This window comes from Kitasatospora sp. NPDC028961 (genome assembly GCF_055564815.1).
Genome location: NZ_JBVHVO010000001.1, coordinates 563,407 through 581,184, shown reverse-complemented (window position 1 = coordinate 581,184; position 17,778 = coordinate 563,407). Strand labels below are relative to the sequence as shown.

Sequence of the window (17,778 nt, the reverse complement as noted above, 5' to 3'; positions counted from 1 at the left end):
CGGCGGCCGCGGCGCGGGGACGGGACGGTGCGGGCACCTCCGGTCCACGAATGGGCGATGTTGTTACCCGAAAGAAGTACAACAGCAGCGAAGAGCCCGGGCGGGGGCCCGGGTCTCTCTACCGTCGGACGGGTGACAACGCGTATCGAAGGGCCGCGCGACCCCGTGCTCGCGGCGTACGACCGGCAGGTGGACGGCCTGTTCACCTACTGCCTCTCGGTGCTGTGCGAGCACGACGCGGCCGCGGCCGCCCTGCGCGAGGTGCGCGAGCTGGCGCGGCGGCACGGGGTCCGGCTCGCCGAACCGGGGATGGTCCGGGCCTGGCTGTACTCGCTGGCCCGGTACTGCTGCCTGCGGCGCCTGGAGGACGGGGGCGGACTCGGCGGCGGTGGCGCTGCCGGTCCTGGTGCCGCCGCCGGGGCCGCCGCCGTCGCCGGCCTGCTCGACGCGGTGACCGGTGCGGGTACCGGCGGTGCGGGCCCGTCGGACTCCGCCGCCGGGCCCTCGGCCTCGGAGGTGGGCCGTCGGCGCCGGGAGCTGGCCTCGCTGGCCTGGCCCGAGGCGGCCGGCACCGACCCCGAGCAGCGCGAGGCGCTGGAGCTGTCGGTGCGCCACCGGCTGAGCCCGATCGAGGTGGCGGCCGTCCTGGGCGTCCCCTTCGAGAGCTGCCGCGCACTGCTCGCCTCGGCCGAGGCCGAGGTCGGCCGGACCAGGGCGGCGCTGCTGGTGCTCGGTGTCGGCAGCTGCCCCGAACTGGACCGGCTCGGTGGCGCCGGGGCGGAGAGCTGGCGGGACTGGGTGCTCGGCCCCGCGCTGCGCCGCGAGCTGGTGCAGCACGTGGCGGACTGCCCGACCTGTCGGGGCACCGCCGAGCGGGTGGCCGGCGAGGTGACGCAGGGCGCCGACGGCCTGTCCGGGCTGCCGGTCCTGTCCGCCCCGGCGGCCCCGGCGGCGACCGGGGCAGGGACCGGCGGGGCGGTGTTCCTGCCCCGTGCGGCGGAGGAGGCGGCACGGCGGAGGTCCTCGGGGCCGGCCCCGGTGGTCGAGCCCGGTCTCCGGTTCGACCAGGGAGGGTTCCCGCGCCACCGGGCGCCGGACAGCGGCCGGGCCCGGGCGGTCCGCCGCCGGGTGGTGACCACCGGGGTGCTGGCCGCCGTCCTGGCCGCGCCGGTGGTGGCGCTCTGGGCCGGCCACCGGGGTGGCGGCGGCACCGGGGCGGCGGCCTCCGTCTCCTCGGTCCGGGTCGAGGACGACGCGCGGTCCGCCGGGCACCGGCCGGGCGGGCCGGGGGCGGTGGCCGGGCAGTCCGGGCTGCCCGGCGGGGTGGTGGGGGCCGTGGGCGCGGCCCCGGCGGTGGCGGGGCTGGAGCTGGCCGGGGCCAGGGGTGCAGAAACGTTGCTCCCGGGGATCCAGGGCCCCGCGATTCCGGTCCCCGGCCGGGGCGCGACCCCGCTCGGCAGTCCGACGCTGGTCGCCGCACCGGCCCCCGCCGTCACCGGCGGCCCGGGCACCGCACCGGGCGCCGCAGGCCCCGCCGGTGGTCCGGGGGCACCGGCCGGCGCGCCGGTCGGGCTGCTGACCGTCGAGGCCGGCGAGTACGGCAACCGCACCGTCCTCACCCTGACCAACTCCGGCGCCACCGAGATCCGCTGGCACGCCGAGGTGGGGGCCGCCTGGCTGCGCCTCAGCCGGGACGCCGGAACGCTCGCACCGGGCCAGCGGATCACGGTGATCGTCACCGTCGACGAGGACCTCGCGCCGGACGCGCACTGGACCGCCCGGATCGCCCTGCCGCCCTCGCAGGCGGTGGTCACCCTGGAGGGCGGCCCGCACCACCGGGGCGGCAGCACCTCGGCGCCGGGCGAGCCGACCTCGGCCCCGACCGATCCGGGGCCGACGCCCACCGGCGGTACGCCGACGGGCCCGCCGACCGGTGGTACCCCGACCGGGCCCGGGCCCACGGCGGCGCCGACCGGACCGACGGCGACGGCCGCGCCGAGCGGCACGCCGACGCCCGCTCCCCCGGCGACACCGACCGGGGCTCCGACGGGCCCGCCGACGGGGGCGCCCACGGGCGCTCCGACCAATCCGGGGACTGGGACGGGGACAGGGACAGGCACGCCCAGCGGGGCCGCGTCGCCGGGCGGGTCGGCGTCGCCGGCGCCGAGGGGCGGCGCGTCGGCGCCGAGGGGCGGCGCGTCGGCGCCGAGGGGCGGCGCGTCGGCGCCGAGGGGCGGCGCGTCGGCGCCCGCTTCGCCGCGCTGAACCGGGAGGGGGGCGGGAGGCACGGGCCGGGGTGGCGACGCGCTGCCCCCGGCCCGTCGCCCGCCCCCGGCCCAGTGGCTCAGCCGGTCAGCCCGGCGATGCCGTCGCCGAGGTACTTCGCCCCGAGGACGACCAGGAGGACGATCATGATGGCCGCGTTGTGCGCGGCCATCCACGCCTTCCACTCACCCAGCACCCGGGTCGACCGGTCGCCGCCGAACCGGGACACCGCCAGCGGCACCACCGTGCAGAGCGAGCCGATCACCACCATCAGCGCGGCCGCGCCCGCCTTGCCGCCGCCGGAGGCCGTACTGGTGGCGATCGAGACCGCGCCGCCCACCGCCAGCACCAGGTTCTTCGGGTTGGCCACCACCAGGGCGGCGCCCAGGCCGGCCGCCCGGACCGGGGTGAAGCGGTCGATCGCCCGCATCCACGTCGGCGGCGCGTGCACATGGCCCTCGCGCGGGCGGCCCCGCCACTGCTCGAACCCCAGCAGCAGGAACAGCGCGCCCAGCGCCAGCTTCAGCCACCACGCCCAGGCCGGCGGGGCGGAGCCGGTACTCAGCCCGGAGCCGGCCGACACCACCACCGCGACCACCGCCCCCAGCGCCGCCACCCAGCCGCCCGTGAAGGCCGGCCCGTTGGTCCGGCCCTGCGGGGTGGCCAGCATCAGGATCACGGCGATCAGCGGCATCGGGCTGAGCGCGATGCCGACGGCCGAGGCCAGCATCTGGCCGACGGCGTCACCCATCCCGACTCCTCCCGGTCACCGGTGTGCGGACAACCCGCTCAGCTCCGCCGGATCGGCGGCACCCGGTAGGTGCCGTCGAGGGCGGCCGGCTTCGGCTGGTAGAGCCGGATGATCGGCCGGAACTCCCCCGCCGGGGTCGGCAGCCAGTTCGCCTCCTCCGCCGGGTCGGTGGGGCGGTCGTGCTGGAGCCGGAGCGTCAGCGAGCCGTCCTCGGCGTAGACCAGACCAGGCGTCCGGTCGCCGATCGAATAGCGCTCGATCGGGTTCGCGACCAGGTAGTAGTCCGGCAGGCCGTACATGGTGACGGACCAGAAGGCCTCGGCCGGCGGCGGCTGGTCCAGGCGCAGCGTGTACCTGTGGGCGCCGCTCAGCGGCCGCCCGTCGGCGTCGTCGTACGTCATCGCGTAGGTGGCCTCGTACGCGTGGTTGCCCCAGAGTCCGGCGCGGGCGGCGGCGGCGCGGCTGAGGTAGGCGGCGCGGCGGTCGGGGATGCGCCACTCCGGGTCGTCGATGGTGCCGGGGCCGAGGAAGTCGACGTTGAAGTCGAACAGGTGCAGCCCGGAGCGCCACTCGCCGGCCGGGTGGTCCTCCGGCGGCCGGGTGGCGGCCTCGACCCGTTCCCGGCCCGCGGCCAGGCCCTTGAGCAGGGCGAGGGTCCACTCGGGCTCGGCGGCGCGGTACGGCGACGGTCCGGTGTCGAGCAGGCCGAGCGGGGCGAAGCGCTGCTGGTACTCGACGTCCGGCCCGGCGGGCGGGAAGGCCGCCATCCAGATCCGCAGCCGTTCGAAGAAGGCCAGCCGCTCCGGCACCGCGGGGTCCGGCTCGGGCAGCCCGGCGGCCAGGCCGCCCGGCTCCAGCGGTTCGAGCGTCAGCCCTTCCTGGAGGGCCCGGACGCGTGGCAGGTCCTCCGGGCCGGTGCAGGCGAAGCGGCCGACGACGGTGGCCACGGTGGTCGGCGAGACGATCACGCGTTCCCGGTCCGGCGGGGTCCCGTGCCAGCCGGGCGGGACGACCAGCCAGGTCTGCGCGCCGGTGCCGGTGGCCCGCCGGCCGAGGTAGGCGAAGTTGTCGGTCCACGCGCCGACGAACTGCAGGACGTAGTAGGCCCCGGCGGTGTCCGGTACCCGCAGCACCTGCGGACCCTCGGAGAGGTCGAGCTGGGCGATCGAGTAGACGGTGTCGTTGTTGACGGAGACGAAGGGGTCGTCCGGGCCGGCCAGTCTGGTCGCGTGGCTGAAGTCGTTGAAGGGGGCCGCCGGCAGGGTCCCCAGGCCGCCCGCGGTGAAGCGCTCGACCATGGTGAGGTCGGAGACCAGCGGGTAGCCGTAGACGTAGGCGTCGGCGGCCAGGGCCTCCAGCTCGGGCTGGGTCATCGGTAGTCCTTCTCGGGGTCCGGGTGGCGGGGTCGGGGTGTGTCGGTGGTGGGTCGTAGGTGGGCGGCGGGTCGTGGGTGGTGGCAGGTCGCAGGTGGGTGGCGGGTCGCAGGTGGGTGGTGCTGCTCGCGGGGCTGGAGGCGGTGCCGGGCTCAGCGTGGCGTCAGCGGTGGGAGCGCCCAACGGCCTTGGCGGGCCCGCTCGTCCGGTCCGTAGAGCCGGACGACCACCTCGAACGGGCCGTCGGGCGCGGGCAGCCAGTTGGCCGAGTGCTGGGCGTCGGCCGGGCGCTTGTGCTGGAGGTAGAGGGTGAGGCCGCCGTCCGGGTCGTGGGCCAGCCCGGGGGTGCGGTCGCCGATCGAGTAGCGGTCCAGCGGGTTGTCGACCAGCCGGCGCCCGGGGAGCGCGTACATGGTCGCCGACCAGAAGAACCGCGCGGGCGGCAGCGAGTCCGGTCCGAAGCGCAGGACGTAGTCGTGCTCGCCGGTGTTCGGCGGGCTGTTGCCGTCGCTGTCGGCCGTCCAGGCGCCGTACCAGGCCTCCTCGACGGGCAGCCCGTACAGGTCCCGCAAGGCGCCGACGGCCCGCCGGAGGTGGTCCGTGCCGAGCCGCTCGCGCGTGCCGGAGAGGCCGGCCGTGTCCCCGGCCCCTTCCCCGGTCCGATCCGCGGCGCGTTCGGCGGCCCGGGTGAGTTCGGCCCGGGCGTCGGCGATGCCGCGCCCGATCTCGGCGCGGACCTCGATCGGCAGCGCGGCGGGCTCGAACTCGCCCCGGCCGTCGATGCCCAGATCGGTGAGCCGGCCGCGCAGGTCGGCGTCGGCGGGCAGCACGGGGCAGAAGCCGAGCAGGAAGTCGAGGAAGCCGAAGAACTCGATGGTGCCCAGCACCTCCTCCCGCCAGACCGGCCAGACGGGGTTGGGTGCGGGCGGCGGTGCCGCGGTGCCCGCGTACTCGTGCAGCGGGCGCAGCCGGTACTGCCGCTGGAGGCCCTTCAGCTCCTCGACCGCCTCCGGTGAGGTACCGCCGAGGTGGGTGCGGCCGACGATGCCGATCAGCTCGGTGGCGGTGCGGATGACACCGGCCGTGCCCTCGGGCACCGCGCCCTGCCAGCCGGGGCCCGCCACCAGGTAGTCGCCGGCCTCCCGGCCGGTGGCCCGGGTGCCGATGAACCCGGCGTAGGAGGTGTCGAGTTCGTGCAGTGGGAGGACGTAGTAGCGGTCCTCGGCGGGCACCGAGACGACCCACGGTTCGGCCCGGAGGTCGAGCCAGGCCCAGGAGTACCGGGTGTCGTTGTCGGGCGTGACGACATCGGTGGTCGCCGGGGTGGAGGGCTGCGCATGGTGCCGGAAGACGCCGAAGCCGCCGATGTGTCGGGGGTCCGCGTCGTCGACGGCCTGCGGGTAGAGCGTCCGGTAGTTCTCCAGGAGCGGGAACCCCCAGATCCATGCCTCGGCGGCGGTCGCGCGGACGGTGGCCGGATCCACGAGTGCCGGGTTGCCCATGCTGTCGCTCTCCCCTGCCTCGGCGCATGCCCCTTATCCGGACATACAGGTTCAAACGGATCCTAGGGGCGGCCCAGTCGATCAGCATGTCGGCGATGCCGGAAGGGGCCCCGCCCGCGCACCCGGGCGTCCGGGGTACGTCCGGAGTGGATTCGCGATGCTTCCGGAGTACGCCTGGGGTACCTCCGAGGTAGCTCCGGGTGCGTCCGGAGTGCGCCTGGGGTACCTCCGGGTAGGCCCGGGGTACCTCCGGGTGCGTCCGCCCACCGCGAACGGAAGCCTGTGGCGGGTCCGACCGGGAGAGGCTGGCGATATGAAGATCCTCTTGCTCGGCGGTTCGTCCTTCCTCGGACGGGCCTACGCTTCGCAGGCCCTCGACCGGGGCCACGACGTGACCACCTTCAACCGCGGCCGCTCCGGCGGCGACCTGCCCGGCGTCGAGACCGTCCGGGGCGAGCGCGACTCCGCCGACGACCTGGCCCGGCTGGTCGAGGGACGGCGGTGGGACGCCGTCGTCGACACCTCGGCGCAGCAGCCCGCCCAGGCCGCGCTCTCCGCCCGGCTGCTGCGCGCGCACGCGGACCACTACACCTTCGTCTCCTCCGTGCACGCCTTCGCCGACTGGCCGGCCCGGGCGGTGGACGAGACCGCGCCCCTGCACCCCTGCCCCGCCGACACCCCGCCCGACCAGCCCCCCGGCAACCCCCTCAAGGCCGGCTGCGAACGCGCGGTGCTGGAGGGGTTCGGGGCCGACCGCACGCTGATCCTCAACAGCGGCCTGCTGATCGGCCCTCACGAGAACGGCGGCCGCCTGCCGTGGTGGCTGGAGCGGATGGCCCGCGGCGGCCGGGTACTGGCTCCGGGTGACCCGACCCGGGCGATGCAGGTCATCGACGTCCGCGACTTCGCGGTGTTCGGCGTGACCGCGCTGGAGGCCGGTCGCACCGGGCGCTACCTCACCACCGCCCCGGCCGGGAACGTCACCTTCGGGGAGTTCCTGGCGACCTGCGTCGAGGTGGTCGGTGAGACCGTCGACGGAGACGGCGCCGCCCACCCGCCGGCGGAGCTCGTCTGGGTCGAGGACGGCCCGCTGCTCGCCGAAGGTCCGGACAGCGTCCAGCCCTGGAGCGAACTCCCGCTCTGGGCACCCGACGTGCCGGAGCTGGCGGGCGTCTGGCTCGCCGACACCGCCCGGGCGCAGGCGGCCGGCCTGCGGTGTCGGCCGTTCGCCGACACCGCCCGGGACACCTGGGCCTGGCTCCGCGCGCGCGGCCCGGCCGAGGACACCGACACCGACGGGCTCAAGGGCCGCAAGGGTGCCGCTCAGAAGGCCGGCATGGTCCCCGCCAAGGAGCAGCGCCTGCTCGCCGCCCTCGCGTAGCGCGATGCGGGCCGCGCCCTGCGCACCGACGCTGCCTGGCTCGCCGCCCTATCGAGGCGGCGAGCCAGGCGGGTCCGGCGGGTCCGTCGGGCCCGGGTGGGCCGGGAGACCGGGGCTGTGGTCGCCGGACCTACGCGATCAGTGCGCACGCCCTGGGCGACAGGAACCGGCACACGCGCCGGGCGGCGCGGACCGCACCGTGCGCCGCGGCCGACGGACCCCCGGTCAGTGCGTCCGCCGGGTGACCAACTCCGCGAGCGCCAGCAGCTCGTCGGCCGCGGACGGCTCGGGCACCGCCGTCGCCAACTGGCCGAGCGCGGCGGCCATCCGCTCGCACGACTCCCCCTGCGCCCAGCCCCGGCCGCCCGCACCCTCCACCGCGGCCGCGCAACGGCTCAACTCCTCCGGGCTGAGCGGACGCGCGAGCGCGTACAACTCGGCCAGCGCCCGCCCGTCCGGCGTGTCGGAGCCCAGCGCCGCCACCACCGGCAGGGACTTCTTGCGTGCCACCAAGTCCGCCCCGACCGGCTTGCCGGTGACGGCGGGATCCCCCCAGATCCCGATCAGATCGTCGATGAGCTGGAACGCCAGGCCGATCTCCCGGCCGAAGCCGTCCATCGCCTGCGCCGCCTCCTCCGAGGCGCCCGCGTACTGGGCGCCCATCGCGCAGGCGGCACCGAGCAGCGCACCCGTCTTCGCCTCCGCCATCGCCAGGCACTCGGCGAGCGAAACGTCACTGCGCTGCTCGAAGGCGCAGTCGATCTGCTGGCCCTCGCAGAGTTCGACCACGCAGTCGGTGAGCCGGCGGATCGCGCCCTGCGCGGCCGGGTGGGTGTCCTCCGCGAGGAGGCGCAGCGCCAGCGAGTGCATGGCGTCGCCCGCCAGGATGGCCTCGGTGGTGCCGAACACCCGCCAGGCGGTGGGGCGGTGGCGCCTGGTCTCGTCACGGTCGATGACGTCGTCGTGGAGCAGGGTGAAGTTGTGGACGAGCTCGACGGCCGCCGCCGCCGCGGTGGCGGTCACCGTGGTGCCGCCGAGCGCCTGGGTGGCGGCCAGGACCAGGGCCGGCCTGATCGCCTTGCCGGAGGGTGCGGCGGCCGGCGAGCCGTCGGCCTCCCACCAGCCGAAGTGGTAGCCGGCCACCTTGCGCATCGAGCCGGGCAGCGAGTCGACCGCGGCGCGCAGGACCGGATCGACCAGACCGCGGGTGCGGGCGAGCACGTCCTCCGCCTCGTGGCCCTCCCGGTGCTCCCGCTCCAACGTGAAACTTCCCATGGGTTCCTCCCCCTGATGGTGGGCGCCGTCCGGCCGGCCGCGGGACCCCCGCGACCGGCCGGACGGCGCGATGCCGATCGACCCCGGTCAGTCGTGGTGGTGCGCGACGTCGACGTTCTCCAGTACGCCCACCGCGTCGGGCACCAGAATGGCGGCGGAGTAGTAGGCGCTGACGAGATAGGAAATGACGGCCTTCTCGCTGATCCCCATGAACCGCACCGAGAGGCTCGGCTGGTATTCATCGGGAATTCCGGTCTGGTGCAGCCCGATGACGCCCTGGTTGTCCTCGCCGGTGCGCAGCGCGAGGATCGAGCTGGTGTGACCACCGACGACCGGGATCTTGTTGCACGGGAAGACCGGCACCCCCCGCCAGGCGAACACCGGCTTGCCCTGGACCTCGACGGTGTCCGGGTAGAGGCCGCGGCGGTTGCACTCCCGGCCGATGGCGGCGATCGCCTTGGGGTGGGCGAGGAACATCTTGGTGCCGCGGCGCCGGCTCAGCAGCTCGTCCATGTCGTCCGGGGTGGGCGGGCCGGAGTGGGTCTGGATCCGCTGCTCGTACGCGGCGTTCCGCAGGAGCCCGAACTCCGGGTTGTTGATCAGCTCGGCCTCCTGGCGCTCGCGCAACGCCTCGATGGTCAGCCGGAGCTGGTGCTCGGTCTGGTTCATCGGCTGGTTGTAGAGATCGGCGACCCGGCTGTGCACCTTCAGCACCGTCTGGGCGACGCTCAGCTCGTACTCGCGCGGCTTCAGCTCGTAGTCCACGAAGGCGCCGGGCAGCTCGTACTCGCCGTGGTGCCCGGCGGAGAGCTCGATCGCCGCCTCGCCGTGCTTGTTCTGCGCCTGCTGGAAGCCCGCCAGGTAGTCCATGATCTGCAGCTGCAGTGCCTCGGAACGCTCCGCGAGCTCCTGGAACGACGGCCAGGAGAGCGCCAGCAGCGTGCCCGCGGTGGCGGCCTTCACCGCGTACGGCCAGCTGCCGTCCTCGCGCTGGAGCACCTCGTCGCCCAGGTGGTCGCCGTCGGCGAGGGAGCCGAGCACCACCTCTTCGCCGTACTTGCCCGTTCCCCACCGGTCGAGCTTGCCGTGCGCGATGATGAGGACCTCGTCGATCGGCGTCCCCGCCGTGACCAGGACCTCACCGGCGGAGAAATCGCGTTGGACGAAGCGACCGGCCAGCGCCTCCAGCAGCGCGTCGTCCTCGAACCCGCGCAGCACCGGCACCTCGCGCAGGGTCGGCGGGACGATCCGCACCTCGGAGCCCGTCTGGACGACACTCACCCGGCCGCGGCCGACCGCGTACCGAAGGCGCCGGTTGACCCGGTAGGTACCGCCGGAGACCTGGACCCACGGCAGCATCCTGAGCAGCCAGCGCGGGCTGATGCCCTGCATCTGCGGCGCGGACTTGGTGGTCGTCGCGAGGTTCCTCGCGCCGGCCGTACCGAGGCTCTGCTGCGAACCGGATTGCGGCGTACCGCCCGGCGCAGGAATACCGACGTTGGTTTCGGTCGACATAGGGAGCCTTTCGCATACCCGATGAAGTGTCGCCTTGCAAGAATCATGATGGGCCCATTCGAAGGCTTCCACAATCACTCTTTCGAGTGGTCGGAATAACCGAACAAATAGGACCACTAGATCACCTGATCTATTTCAGTTCGATCCCTATTCGAACGCGGTCGAACCCCTCCTCCCGGACCCCGGCCGCACCCCGACGCCACCCGCGGCCGACCCCCGGCCGGACCCCGCCCCGGCCACCGGCCCACCCGCCGTCCACCCCGGCGAGCCGGGCCGCTAAGGTGCGCCTCAAGGGCCACGGGGCCAGTGACGAACGAGTGGCCGCACCGGATGCCCTCCCCCTCGTTCACCCCTGCCCTGGGAGGCCTTCATGAGTGCCCCCGTACGTGTCTGGCTCAACCGCACCTACGCCGAGAACGTCTTCTTCATCGAACAGCTGCGCGCCGCGCCGCGCCCCGTCCGGATCCACGCGACCCACGTCGACGCCGACTCCCCGGTGCTCGCCGCCGCCGACCACGCCACCCTGGAACCGGCAGACCTCCCCCCGGACGCCTACGTCGCCTACGCGCTCGACTACTGCGCCCGCCACGCGATCGACGTCTTCCTGCCCCGGCTCAACCAGCTCGCGATCTCGCTGCACCACCAGGAGTTCGAGGCGATCGGCACCGCCCTCGTCTGCCCGCCCGCCACCGCCATCGCGGCCTTCGACAGCAAGGCCGACGGCTACGCGGCGATCGCCGCCGCCGGGCTGCCCACCCCGCCGTGGTGGCTGGTCCGGAGCGCCGACGACCTGCTCGCCGCCGTCGACCGGATCGAGTCCGCCGGGCTCACCGCCTGCCTCAAGCCCGCTTCCGGCGCCGGCGGCGAGGGCTTCCGGATGCTCACCCGCGAGCCCTTCGGCCTGCACCGGCTGGCCGGCTGGGACAGCCGGGTCCAGGTCGACCAGGTGGCCGCCGCGCTGGCGGCCGCCGACGAGCCGGCCGACCTGCTGGTGATGCCCTACCTGGAGGGTCCCGAGATATCGGTCGACTGCCTCGGCGACCGCGACGGCACCCTGCTCGCCGCGGTCGGCCGCAGCAAGCACCGGCGCCGCCGGAGCTTCACCACCGCACCGCGGTACCTGGAGCCCACCCGCCGGCTGATCGAGTCCGTCGGGATGTCCTTCCTGTCCAACGTGCAGTTCCGCCACCTGGCCGGGGAGCCGGTGGTCATCGACGTCAACACCCGCCCCTCCGGCGGTCTGCACCAGCTGCGCCTGTGCGGCCTCAACCTGCCCTGGAACGCGGTGCAGCTGGCGCTCGGCGAGCGGCCGGACACCGTGCCCACCGGGGATCCGGCCGGGATCGACTACACCCTGGTCTCCGGAATCCAGCCGGTCCTGCCGCGCCAGGGTTCGTTCGACCGCGGTCCGGCCGCGGTCGAACTCGTGCACTGACACCCGTACCGACACCCGCGAACCGCCGCCGGCGCCACCCCGTCGGCGGCCACCGCCCCGGTCGCCGCCCGTGCTCCGCCCGGCCCCGCTACAGCGGGCCGTCCCAGTCCAGCGTCGGCTCCAGCACGCCCTCCAGGGTGAGCAGCCAGCGCTTGACGTCGATCCCGACCCGGCCGCCGCCGAATCCGCCGATGCCGTCCGCCGCCACCACGCGGTGGCACGGCACCAGCAGCGCGACGGGATTGGCCGCCATCATCTGACCGACCGTCCTGGCCGCCAGCCCCGGCTCCGTGACACCCTCGAACACCCCGCTGCGGGCCGCCAGTTCGCCGTAGGTGATGGTCCGCCCGAACGGCACCTCGTGCCAGAGCGTCCGCAGCACCGCGCGATGCGGTCCGGTGCTCAGGCTCCAGTCGATGGGCAGCCCCAACTCCCGCCGCCCGCCCGCCAGGTACTCGGCTATCCGCCCGGTGACCGCGTCGATCTTCGACCGGTCGGTGCACGGCGGCCGCTCGCCCGGCTGCCCCAGGTAGCCCGCGGCCGCCACTCCCAGCGGCGTCACCGCGATGTGCATCGGACCGCTCGGCAGCGGCGTCTCCACCGTCATCCAGGACATCGCCGTGGGCTGTGACACGGACTGCGGCACGCTCGGGCCCCCGCCCTCCTCCGCCGGGCCGGCCACCGGCCACGCCGGTACCCGCGGGGCGCGCGAGGACCACCCGCCCCGCTCGCCATCGTACGGCGGGTCCGCCCGGCGTGGCCGGACCGTCCCTAGAGCCGCCCCTTCAGCTCGGCGGCGATCCCGCGCGACCATCGGGACAGCTCGGTCCGGTCGGCCGCCCGGCCCTCGCACAGGGCGTCGAGCTGCGCTTCGTTGATCCGGTTCGGCCCCGGGATCTCCAGCAGGTACGCGAGCTCCTCCAGCACCGTGGCGAGGCGCTTGGCATCCGCGTGATCGAGGGCGACCGCCGCCTCGTGGTGGCTGATGGTGAGAGAACCGGGCATGGCCAACCTCCTCCGTTCGCCCCCGCCCCTCCACCGTACGACCGCTCCGGCACCCGTGCCCGCCGCACGGCCACCCGCGCCCTCCGCGCCCGGTCGGCCACGCTCCGCGACGTTCCCGCCACCTCGCGCGCGGGGCTCGGGAGCCCCTCCTCGCCCGCGGCCCGCGACCGCCCCATGGCCGACCGGCGGCGCTCACGGCCATTGCGCCGCAAACACGCTGACCAGGCGTCAGGCAACCCGGCCGGGGAGGGCGGGGCCATGGGGAGGAGCTGGGCGCCTGACGGCCGGGGCGGCCGGGCCTCCCGCCCCACGACGACGAAGGGCCGGCCCGCCCGGGATCACCCCGGCCCGACCGACCCTTCGAGCACCGAGCCCCCTGTCGGGTTCGAACCGACGACCCCCGCTTTACAAGAGCGGTGCTCTGGCCAGCTGAGCTAAGGAGGCATGGTGACCGTCCGCGACGAGGTCACGGCGGCACCGGGGGCAGTCTACCGGGCGGCCGTGGGGCGGTGGTGGCATATCCGGGGGATCGCGGGTGGGGCGGGCGTGATGGAACCGATGCCGAATTCCAGGGTTCCGGGGGCTGACAAGCGGCGTAGGCGCAGGTAGCGTCGCCCGGAGTTGACCCGCGCCGTGGTTCGGACCAGGAGCGGGCCCGCGCACGACATCCACCTTTACTCGGATCGTCCGGCACGTTCCTGCCGGTGAAGGAGAGCACAGCCATGGCTTCTGTGACGTACGACAAGGCGACCCGTGTCTACCCCGGGTCCGACAAGCCCTCCGTGGACGCGCTGGACCTGGAGATCGCGGACGGTGAGTTCCTCGTCCTGGTCGGCCCCTCCGGCTGTGGCAAGTCCACCAGCCTCCGGATGCTGGCCGGCCTGGAGGACGTGAACGCCGGCGCGATCCGCATCGGTGACCGCGACGTCACGCACCTGCCGCCGAAGGACCGGGACATCGCGATGGTGTTCCAGAACTACGCGCTCTACCCGCACATGACCGTCGCGGAGAACATGGGCTTCGCGCTCAAGATCGCGGGCGTCAACAAGACCGAGATCCGCACCAAGGTCGAAGAGGCCGCGAAGATCCTCGACCTCACCGAGTACCTGGACCGCAAGCCGAAGGCGCTCTCCGGCGGTCAGCGCCAGCGTGTCGCGATGGGCCGCGCGATCGTCCGCGAGCCGCAGGTCTTCCTGATGGACGAGCCGCTGTCGAACCTCGACGCCAAGCTCCGCGTCTCCACCCGCACCCAGATCGCGGGCCTGCAGCGCCGCCTGGGCATCACCACCGTGTACGTCACCCACGACCAGACCGAGGCGCTCACCATGGGCGACCGCGTCGCGGTCCTCAAGGGCGGCGTGCTGCAGCAGGTCGACACCCCGCGCAACATGTACGACCGGCCCGCCAACCTCTTCGTGGCCGGCTTCATCGGCTCGCCCGCGATGAACCTGATCGACGTGCCGCTGGTGGACGGCGGGGTGAAGTTCGGCGGCTCGATCGTCAACATCTCCCGCGAGGACCTCTCCGGCGCCGGCACCGACAAGTCGGTGACCGTCGGCGTCCGCCCGGAGCACTTCGAGATCGTCCCGGCCGGCGGCATCGAGGGCGTCGCCGTGACCGTCAACGTGGTCGAGGAGCTCGGCTCGGACGGCTTCGTCTACGGCACCACCAAGCTCGGCGGCGAGGACAAGGACCTGGTCGTGCGCGTGCACGGCCGCCAGATCCCGCAGCGCGGCGAGACCATCCACGTCGTGCCGATCGCCAACGAGACCCACGTGTTCTCCACCAGCAGCGGTGCCCGCCTGAGCAACTGACGCTCGCGGCGGCGAACGACCTGGGGCGGAGCCCCGCCGGACCACGCGGTCCGGCGGGGCTCCGCCGTCGTTCGGCCGTCCGCACCACCCGCGTCAACACGGTGAAGGGACGAACCCGGACACCCCGTCACTCGATGGTGTAACGGAGGGCGATCCGGGCCCCACCCAGCGCTACTCTCCTGAGCGTGAAGCAGCTAGTTCGCCGAATCGGCCAGACCATCGCCCTGACCCTGCCCGTGGTCCTGGTGACCACCGGCACCCTCGCCGTGACCAGGGTGCCGTGGGCTCCGCCGACCGGGCTGGACCAGCAGGTCGTGGCAGCCTCCAGCGAGGACGGCGCCGGCATCGGCCGGGTGCCCGCGGCCAAGGCCCCGGAGGGCCTGGCTCCGCAGGACGCGCTGCGTGTGGCCCTGCTGGAGGAGTTGCGCGCGCACAACCCGGGCAGCGCGCTGGACCTGCTGGAGCGCTCGATGCGCGAGCAGCCGGCCCTGACGCCGTACTGCACCTCGCTCGCCGGTGAGCTCGGCAAGGCGGCCGTGCGCAAGTACCAGGGGGACGTCCAGCGCGCCCGGTCCTTCGCCCGGCCGGTCTGTGACGGCTCGTTCGCCTCCGGGATCGCCGCCTAGGGGTGCCACGCCCCGGCGGCCGCCCTATTGTGCAGGCATGACCGCTGACTCCGGCTCCGCCGCCGACCTCACGCCCGCCCAGGCTCCGCAGGCATCGCAGGCATCGCAGGTTCCGCAGACGGCTCAGGCACCACAGCCGTCGGCGGCCCCGCCCGGCACGACGGCCGTCACCCAGGCCGTCATCCTGGCCGGCGGCCAGGGCTCCCGGCTGCGGCCCTACACGGACGACCGGCCGAAGCCGCTGGTCGAGATCCCCGGCACGGGGACGCCGATCCTCGGACACCAGCTCTCCTGGCTCGCCTCCGAGGGCGTCACCGACGTGGTCATCTCGTGCGGTCACCTGGCCGGCGTGCTGGAGGAGTGGCTCGACCGGACCGACCTGCCGCTGAAGGTCCGCACCGTCGTCGAGGCCGAACCGCTGGGCCGCGGCGGCGGGCTGAAGTACGCCGCCAAGGCGCTGCCCCGGCCGGACGAGCCCTGGTACGCCACCAACGGCGACATCTGGACCCGCTTCAGCCTGCGCGACATGGCCGCCTTCCACCACGAGCGGGACGCCGTGGCGACGCTCGCCCTGGCCCGTCCGCGCATCCCGTGGGGCGCGGTGGAGACGGACCAGTTCGGCAACGTGCTGGACTTCATCGAGGCGCCGCCCTCGCCCTTCCTGATCAACGCCGGCCTGTACGTCTTCAGCCCGGAGTTCGCCGAGCTGCTGCCGGACGTCGGGGACCACGAGCGGACCACGTTCCCCCAACTCGCGCGCGGCAAGCGCCTGGCGGGGTACCAGCTGCCGCAGGGCGTCTACTGGCGCGCCATCGACACCGCGAAGGACCTCACCGAGGCGGCCAAGGAACTCGCCGCCGGAGCCGGCCACACGCCCCGGTGACCCACCCCGGCGGCGGCCCCACGGCCCCCGGCCCCGGGACCACGAGCAGGTGGCCGGGTGCTCCCCCACGGAGCACCCGGCCACCTGTCGTCCCCGAGGGGCCCGACGGCCCGTCAGGTCGCCGTCGGCGACCCCGGCCGGGAGTTCCGGGCCCCGCCGCCGGACAGCTCGGCCAGCGGCCCGCTGCCCAGCACGCCGCCGAGCAGCCCCGAGCCGGAGCTGCTGCTCGGGCTCGGCTTGGGCGCCGTCCCCGAACCGTTGCCCGGCGCCGGGGTGCTGCGCGACGCGGGCGCCGAGGCGGCCGGGGCCGCGGTCTGCGGCGCCGCCGGGGCCGAACTCGGACCGCTCTCCGGCTTGGTGGACCGCGCCTTGCCGCTCGGCGTGGGCGTCCCGGCCTTCGGCGAGGCCGCGCCCTGGGCCGGCGCCGAGGACGACGGCGCGGACGAGCCGGCCGCCGGCGAGGCCGGCCGCGCGGGCGCGGGCGAGGTGGACGGCCCCTGCCCACCGGGGGTGGCGGAGGGCCCGCCACTCGGCCAGACCGGCGTGCCGTAGTCCGTCGCCGGCCGGGACGGCCCGGGGTGCGGACGGCCGCCGGTGCGGACCGCCGCGCCCAGCATCGACCCGAGCAGCAGGGTCAGGCCGACCACGACCGCGGTGACCACCGCACCGCGCCGCAGCACCCGCCGGCGCAGTGCCGCCGGCGCGCCCGAGCCGTGGCGCCGCCACGCCTCCAGGTTGAGCCGCCCGTCCAACGAGGCGAACGGCGCTCCGGCGATCAGCAGCGGGCTCCAGGCCGCCAGGAAGATCAGGTCGGGCGTGTCGTAGACCGGCACGGCCCGCCAGCTGACGGTGAACAGCAGGGCGGCGGAGAGCAGCATCGCCGCTCCGGCCGCGAGCCGCTGCCAGAGGCCCAGGATGGTCAGCACGCCCACCACGATCTCGGTGAACGAGACCACCAGCCCCGAGCCCACCGGGTGCGCCATCGCGAACGACAGCAGCGGTTCGGCGACCTTCCAGGGGTGCAGCGAGGAGAGCCAGCGCATCATCGAGCCGCGCTCGCCGCCGTCGAAGTACACCGGGTCGCAGAGCTTGCTGAACCCGGCGTAGACCGAGAGCGAGCCCAGCACCACGCGCAACGGCAGCAGCACCAGGCCGAGGTCCACCCGGCGGCCGGGGTACCACGGCGGCTTGCCCTCACCGGCGGTGGCGGAGACCTCGGGCAGCTCGCCGCTGGGCGTCCAGCCCTGGGGCGCGCCGACCGGGCCGACGCCCGCCTCGGTGGCGGTACCGGCGCCCTCGCGCGGCTGGCGCGGGACCGTCCGGGCACCCGCGTACGACGGGATCACCCGGGTGTCGTCGTCGGCCGTGGAGCCGCCCGGGGCGCGCCCGCCGACCCCGGCCGGCGCGGGCACGCCGGTCAGCCGGACGGCCTCCAGCAGCCGGGTGGCCGCCTGGTCCCCGGGGGGCGCCTGGCCGCTCCAGGTGACGGCGGTGACCCGGCCCTTGCGCCGCGGCGCGCCGGCACCGCCGGCCCCGGCGAGCGCCGGTACGGCCGAGGCGGGCACGACCACCTGCGGGGTGACCAGCGGACGGCGGATCAGGCCCTGGCCGGCGTACGGGTCGCCGAACGCGGCCCCGGTGGAGAGCGCTCCGGCCGGGGCGTCGATCAGCGGCGCCACCGGGGTGCCGAGCCGCAGCCGGAAGCTGGCCTGGGTGACGCTGAGGCGCGCGGGGTCGGACGGCACCTTGACGGTATTGAGGCCGGGGCCCGCGTCTATCCCGGTGCTGCCGTTGCCCAGGAGGGGGCGCCGAGGTGTTCTGGTGTCCACACCCGTCTAACCGGGTGACACCCGGTTAGGACACTCTCCCGAGTGGATGTCCGGCGCCCACTTGAAGTGATCATGAGAAAAGCGATCGGGCCCGGTCGGGCCCGATCGCTTTCACCCGAATTGC

Annotated in this window: 14 protein-coding genes and 1 tRNA gene; 6 read left to right on the top strand and 9 right to left on the bottom strand. The window is 74.8% G+C overall.

Going from position 1 to position 17,778, the window contains the following annotated elements:
• The first annotated feature begins 132 nt into the window (after positions 1-132).
• Entirely contained in the window at positions 133-2,265 is a 2,133-nt protein-coding gene (locus tag ACZ4UX_RS02560; protein ID WP_465705097.1) for a sigma-70 family RNA polymerase sigma factor, read from the top strand.
• 79 nt (positions 2,266-2,344) lie between these two features.
• Here ACZ4UX_RS02560 and ACZ4UX_RS02555 read toward each other — a convergent pair whose 3' ends face one another.
• The 3 genes from ACZ4UX_RS02555 to ACZ4UX_RS02545 all read right to left on the bottom strand — a co-directional run bounded on the left by ACZ4UX_RS02555 (position 2,345) and on the right by ACZ4UX_RS02545 (position 5,891).
• On the bottom strand, positions 2,345-3,016 hold the full coding sequence (locus ACZ4UX_RS02555) for a GAP family protein (RefSeq protein WP_465705095.1): 672 nt from the start codon (positions 3,014-3,016) through the stop codon (positions 2,345-2,347).
• A gap of 38 nt (positions 3,017-3,054) precedes the next feature.
• Positions 3,055-4,389 carry a DUF1254 domain-containing protein gene (locus ACZ4UX_RS02550; protein ID WP_359805182.1) on the bottom strand — a complete coding sequence of 445 codons (1,335 nt, stop codon included), beginning with the start codon at positions 4,387-4,389 and terminating at the stop codon, positions 3,055-3,057.
• 152 nt (positions 4,390-4,541) lie between these two features.
• Complete coding sequence (locus tag ACZ4UX_RS02545; RefSeq protein ID WP_465705093.1) at positions 4,542-5,891, bottom strand: DUF1254 domain-containing protein; 1,350 nt, start codon at positions 5,889-5,891, stop codon at positions 4,542-4,544.
• A gap of 313 nt (positions 5,892-6,204) precedes the next feature.
• Here ACZ4UX_RS02545 and ACZ4UX_RS02540 point away from each other — a divergent pair, with 313 nt between their 5' ends.
• Positions 6,205-7,272, top strand: coding sequence for an NAD-dependent epimerase/dehydratase family protein (locus ACZ4UX_RS02540; RefSeq protein WP_465705091.1), 1,068 nt, complete (start codon positions 6,205-6,207; stop codon positions 7,270-7,272).
• A 225-nt stretch (positions 7,273-7,497) separates the two neighbouring features.
• Here the strand turns inward: ACZ4UX_RS02540 and ACZ4UX_RS02535 are convergent, their stop codons facing one another.
• Positions 7,498-8,547 (bottom strand): family 2 encapsulin nanocompartment cargo protein polyprenyl transferase, encoded by a 1,050-nt coding sequence (locus tag ACZ4UX_RS02535; RefSeq protein WP_465705089.1) that lies wholly within the window; start codon positions 8,545-8,547, stop codon positions 7,498-7,500.
• Between the two features lie 87 nt (positions 8,548-8,634).
• A complete protein-coding gene (locus ACZ4UX_RS02530; protein ID WP_465705087.1) occupies positions 8,635-10,062 on the bottom strand; it encodes a family 2B encapsulin nanocompartment shell protein in 1,428 nt (475 codons plus the stop codon).
• A 370-nt stretch (positions 10,063-10,432) separates the two neighbouring features.
• Here ACZ4UX_RS02530 and ACZ4UX_RS02525 point away from each other — a divergent pair, with 370 nt between their 5' ends.
• Entirely contained in the window at positions 10,433-11,497 is a 1,065-nt protein-coding gene (locus ACZ4UX_RS02525; protein ID WP_465705085.1) for an ATP-grasp domain-containing protein, read from the top strand.
• 88 nt (positions 11,498-11,585) lie between these two features.
• Here the strand turns inward: ACZ4UX_RS02525 and ACZ4UX_RS02520 are convergent, their stop codons facing one another.
• From ACZ4UX_RS02520 to ACZ4UX_RS02510, 3 genes are all read right to left on the bottom strand, one after another.
• Entirely contained in the window at positions 11,586-12,131 is a 546-nt protein-coding gene (locus tag ACZ4UX_RS02520) for a methylated-DNA--[protein]-cysteine S-methyltransferase (protein WP_329488373.1), read from the bottom strand.
• Between the two features lie 137 nt (positions 12,132-12,268).
• Positions 12,269-12,502, bottom strand: coding sequence for a hypothetical protein (locus ACZ4UX_RS02515; RefSeq protein WP_329488375.1), 234 nt, complete (start codon positions 12,500-12,502; stop codon positions 12,269-12,271).
• A 370-nt stretch (positions 12,503-12,872) separates the two neighbouring features.
• A tRNA-Thr gene (locus ACZ4UX_RS02510) sits at positions 12,873-12,946 on the bottom strand.
• A gap of 278 nt (positions 12,947-13,224) precedes the next feature.
• Between ACZ4UX_RS02510 and ACZ4UX_RS02505 the strand changes: the two genes are divergently transcribed.
• The 3 genes from ACZ4UX_RS02505 (at position 13,225) to ACZ4UX_RS02495 (ending at position 15,825) form a co-directional block, all read left to right on the top strand.
• Positions 13,225-14,316 carry an ABC transporter ATP-binding protein gene (locus ACZ4UX_RS02505; protein ID WP_329488376.1) on the top strand — a complete coding sequence of 364 codons (1,092 nt, stop codon included), beginning with the start codon at positions 13,225-13,227 and terminating at the stop codon, positions 14,314-14,316.
• A gap of 185 nt (positions 14,317-14,501) precedes the next feature.
• Positions 14,502-14,942: a hypothetical protein gene (locus tag ACZ4UX_RS02500; protein WP_465705083.1), complete on the top strand. Its 441-nt coding sequence runs from the start codon at positions 14,502-14,504 to the stop codon at positions 14,940-14,942.
• 37 nt (positions 14,943-14,979) lie between these two features.
• Positions 14,980-15,825 carry a nucleotidyltransferase family protein gene (locus tag ACZ4UX_RS02495; protein WP_465705081.1) on the top strand — a complete coding sequence of 282 codons (846 nt, stop codon included), beginning with the start codon at positions 14,980-14,982 and terminating at the stop codon, positions 15,823-15,825.
• Between the two features lie 113 nt (positions 15,826-15,938).
• Here the strand turns inward: ACZ4UX_RS02495 and ACZ4UX_RS02490 are convergent, their stop codons facing one another.
• A complete protein-coding gene (locus ACZ4UX_RS02490) occupies positions 15,939-17,570 on the bottom strand; it encodes a DoxX family membrane protein (RefSeq protein WP_465705079.1) in 1,632 nt (543 codons plus the stop codon).
• Positions 17,571-17,778: the final 208 nt, after the last annotated feature.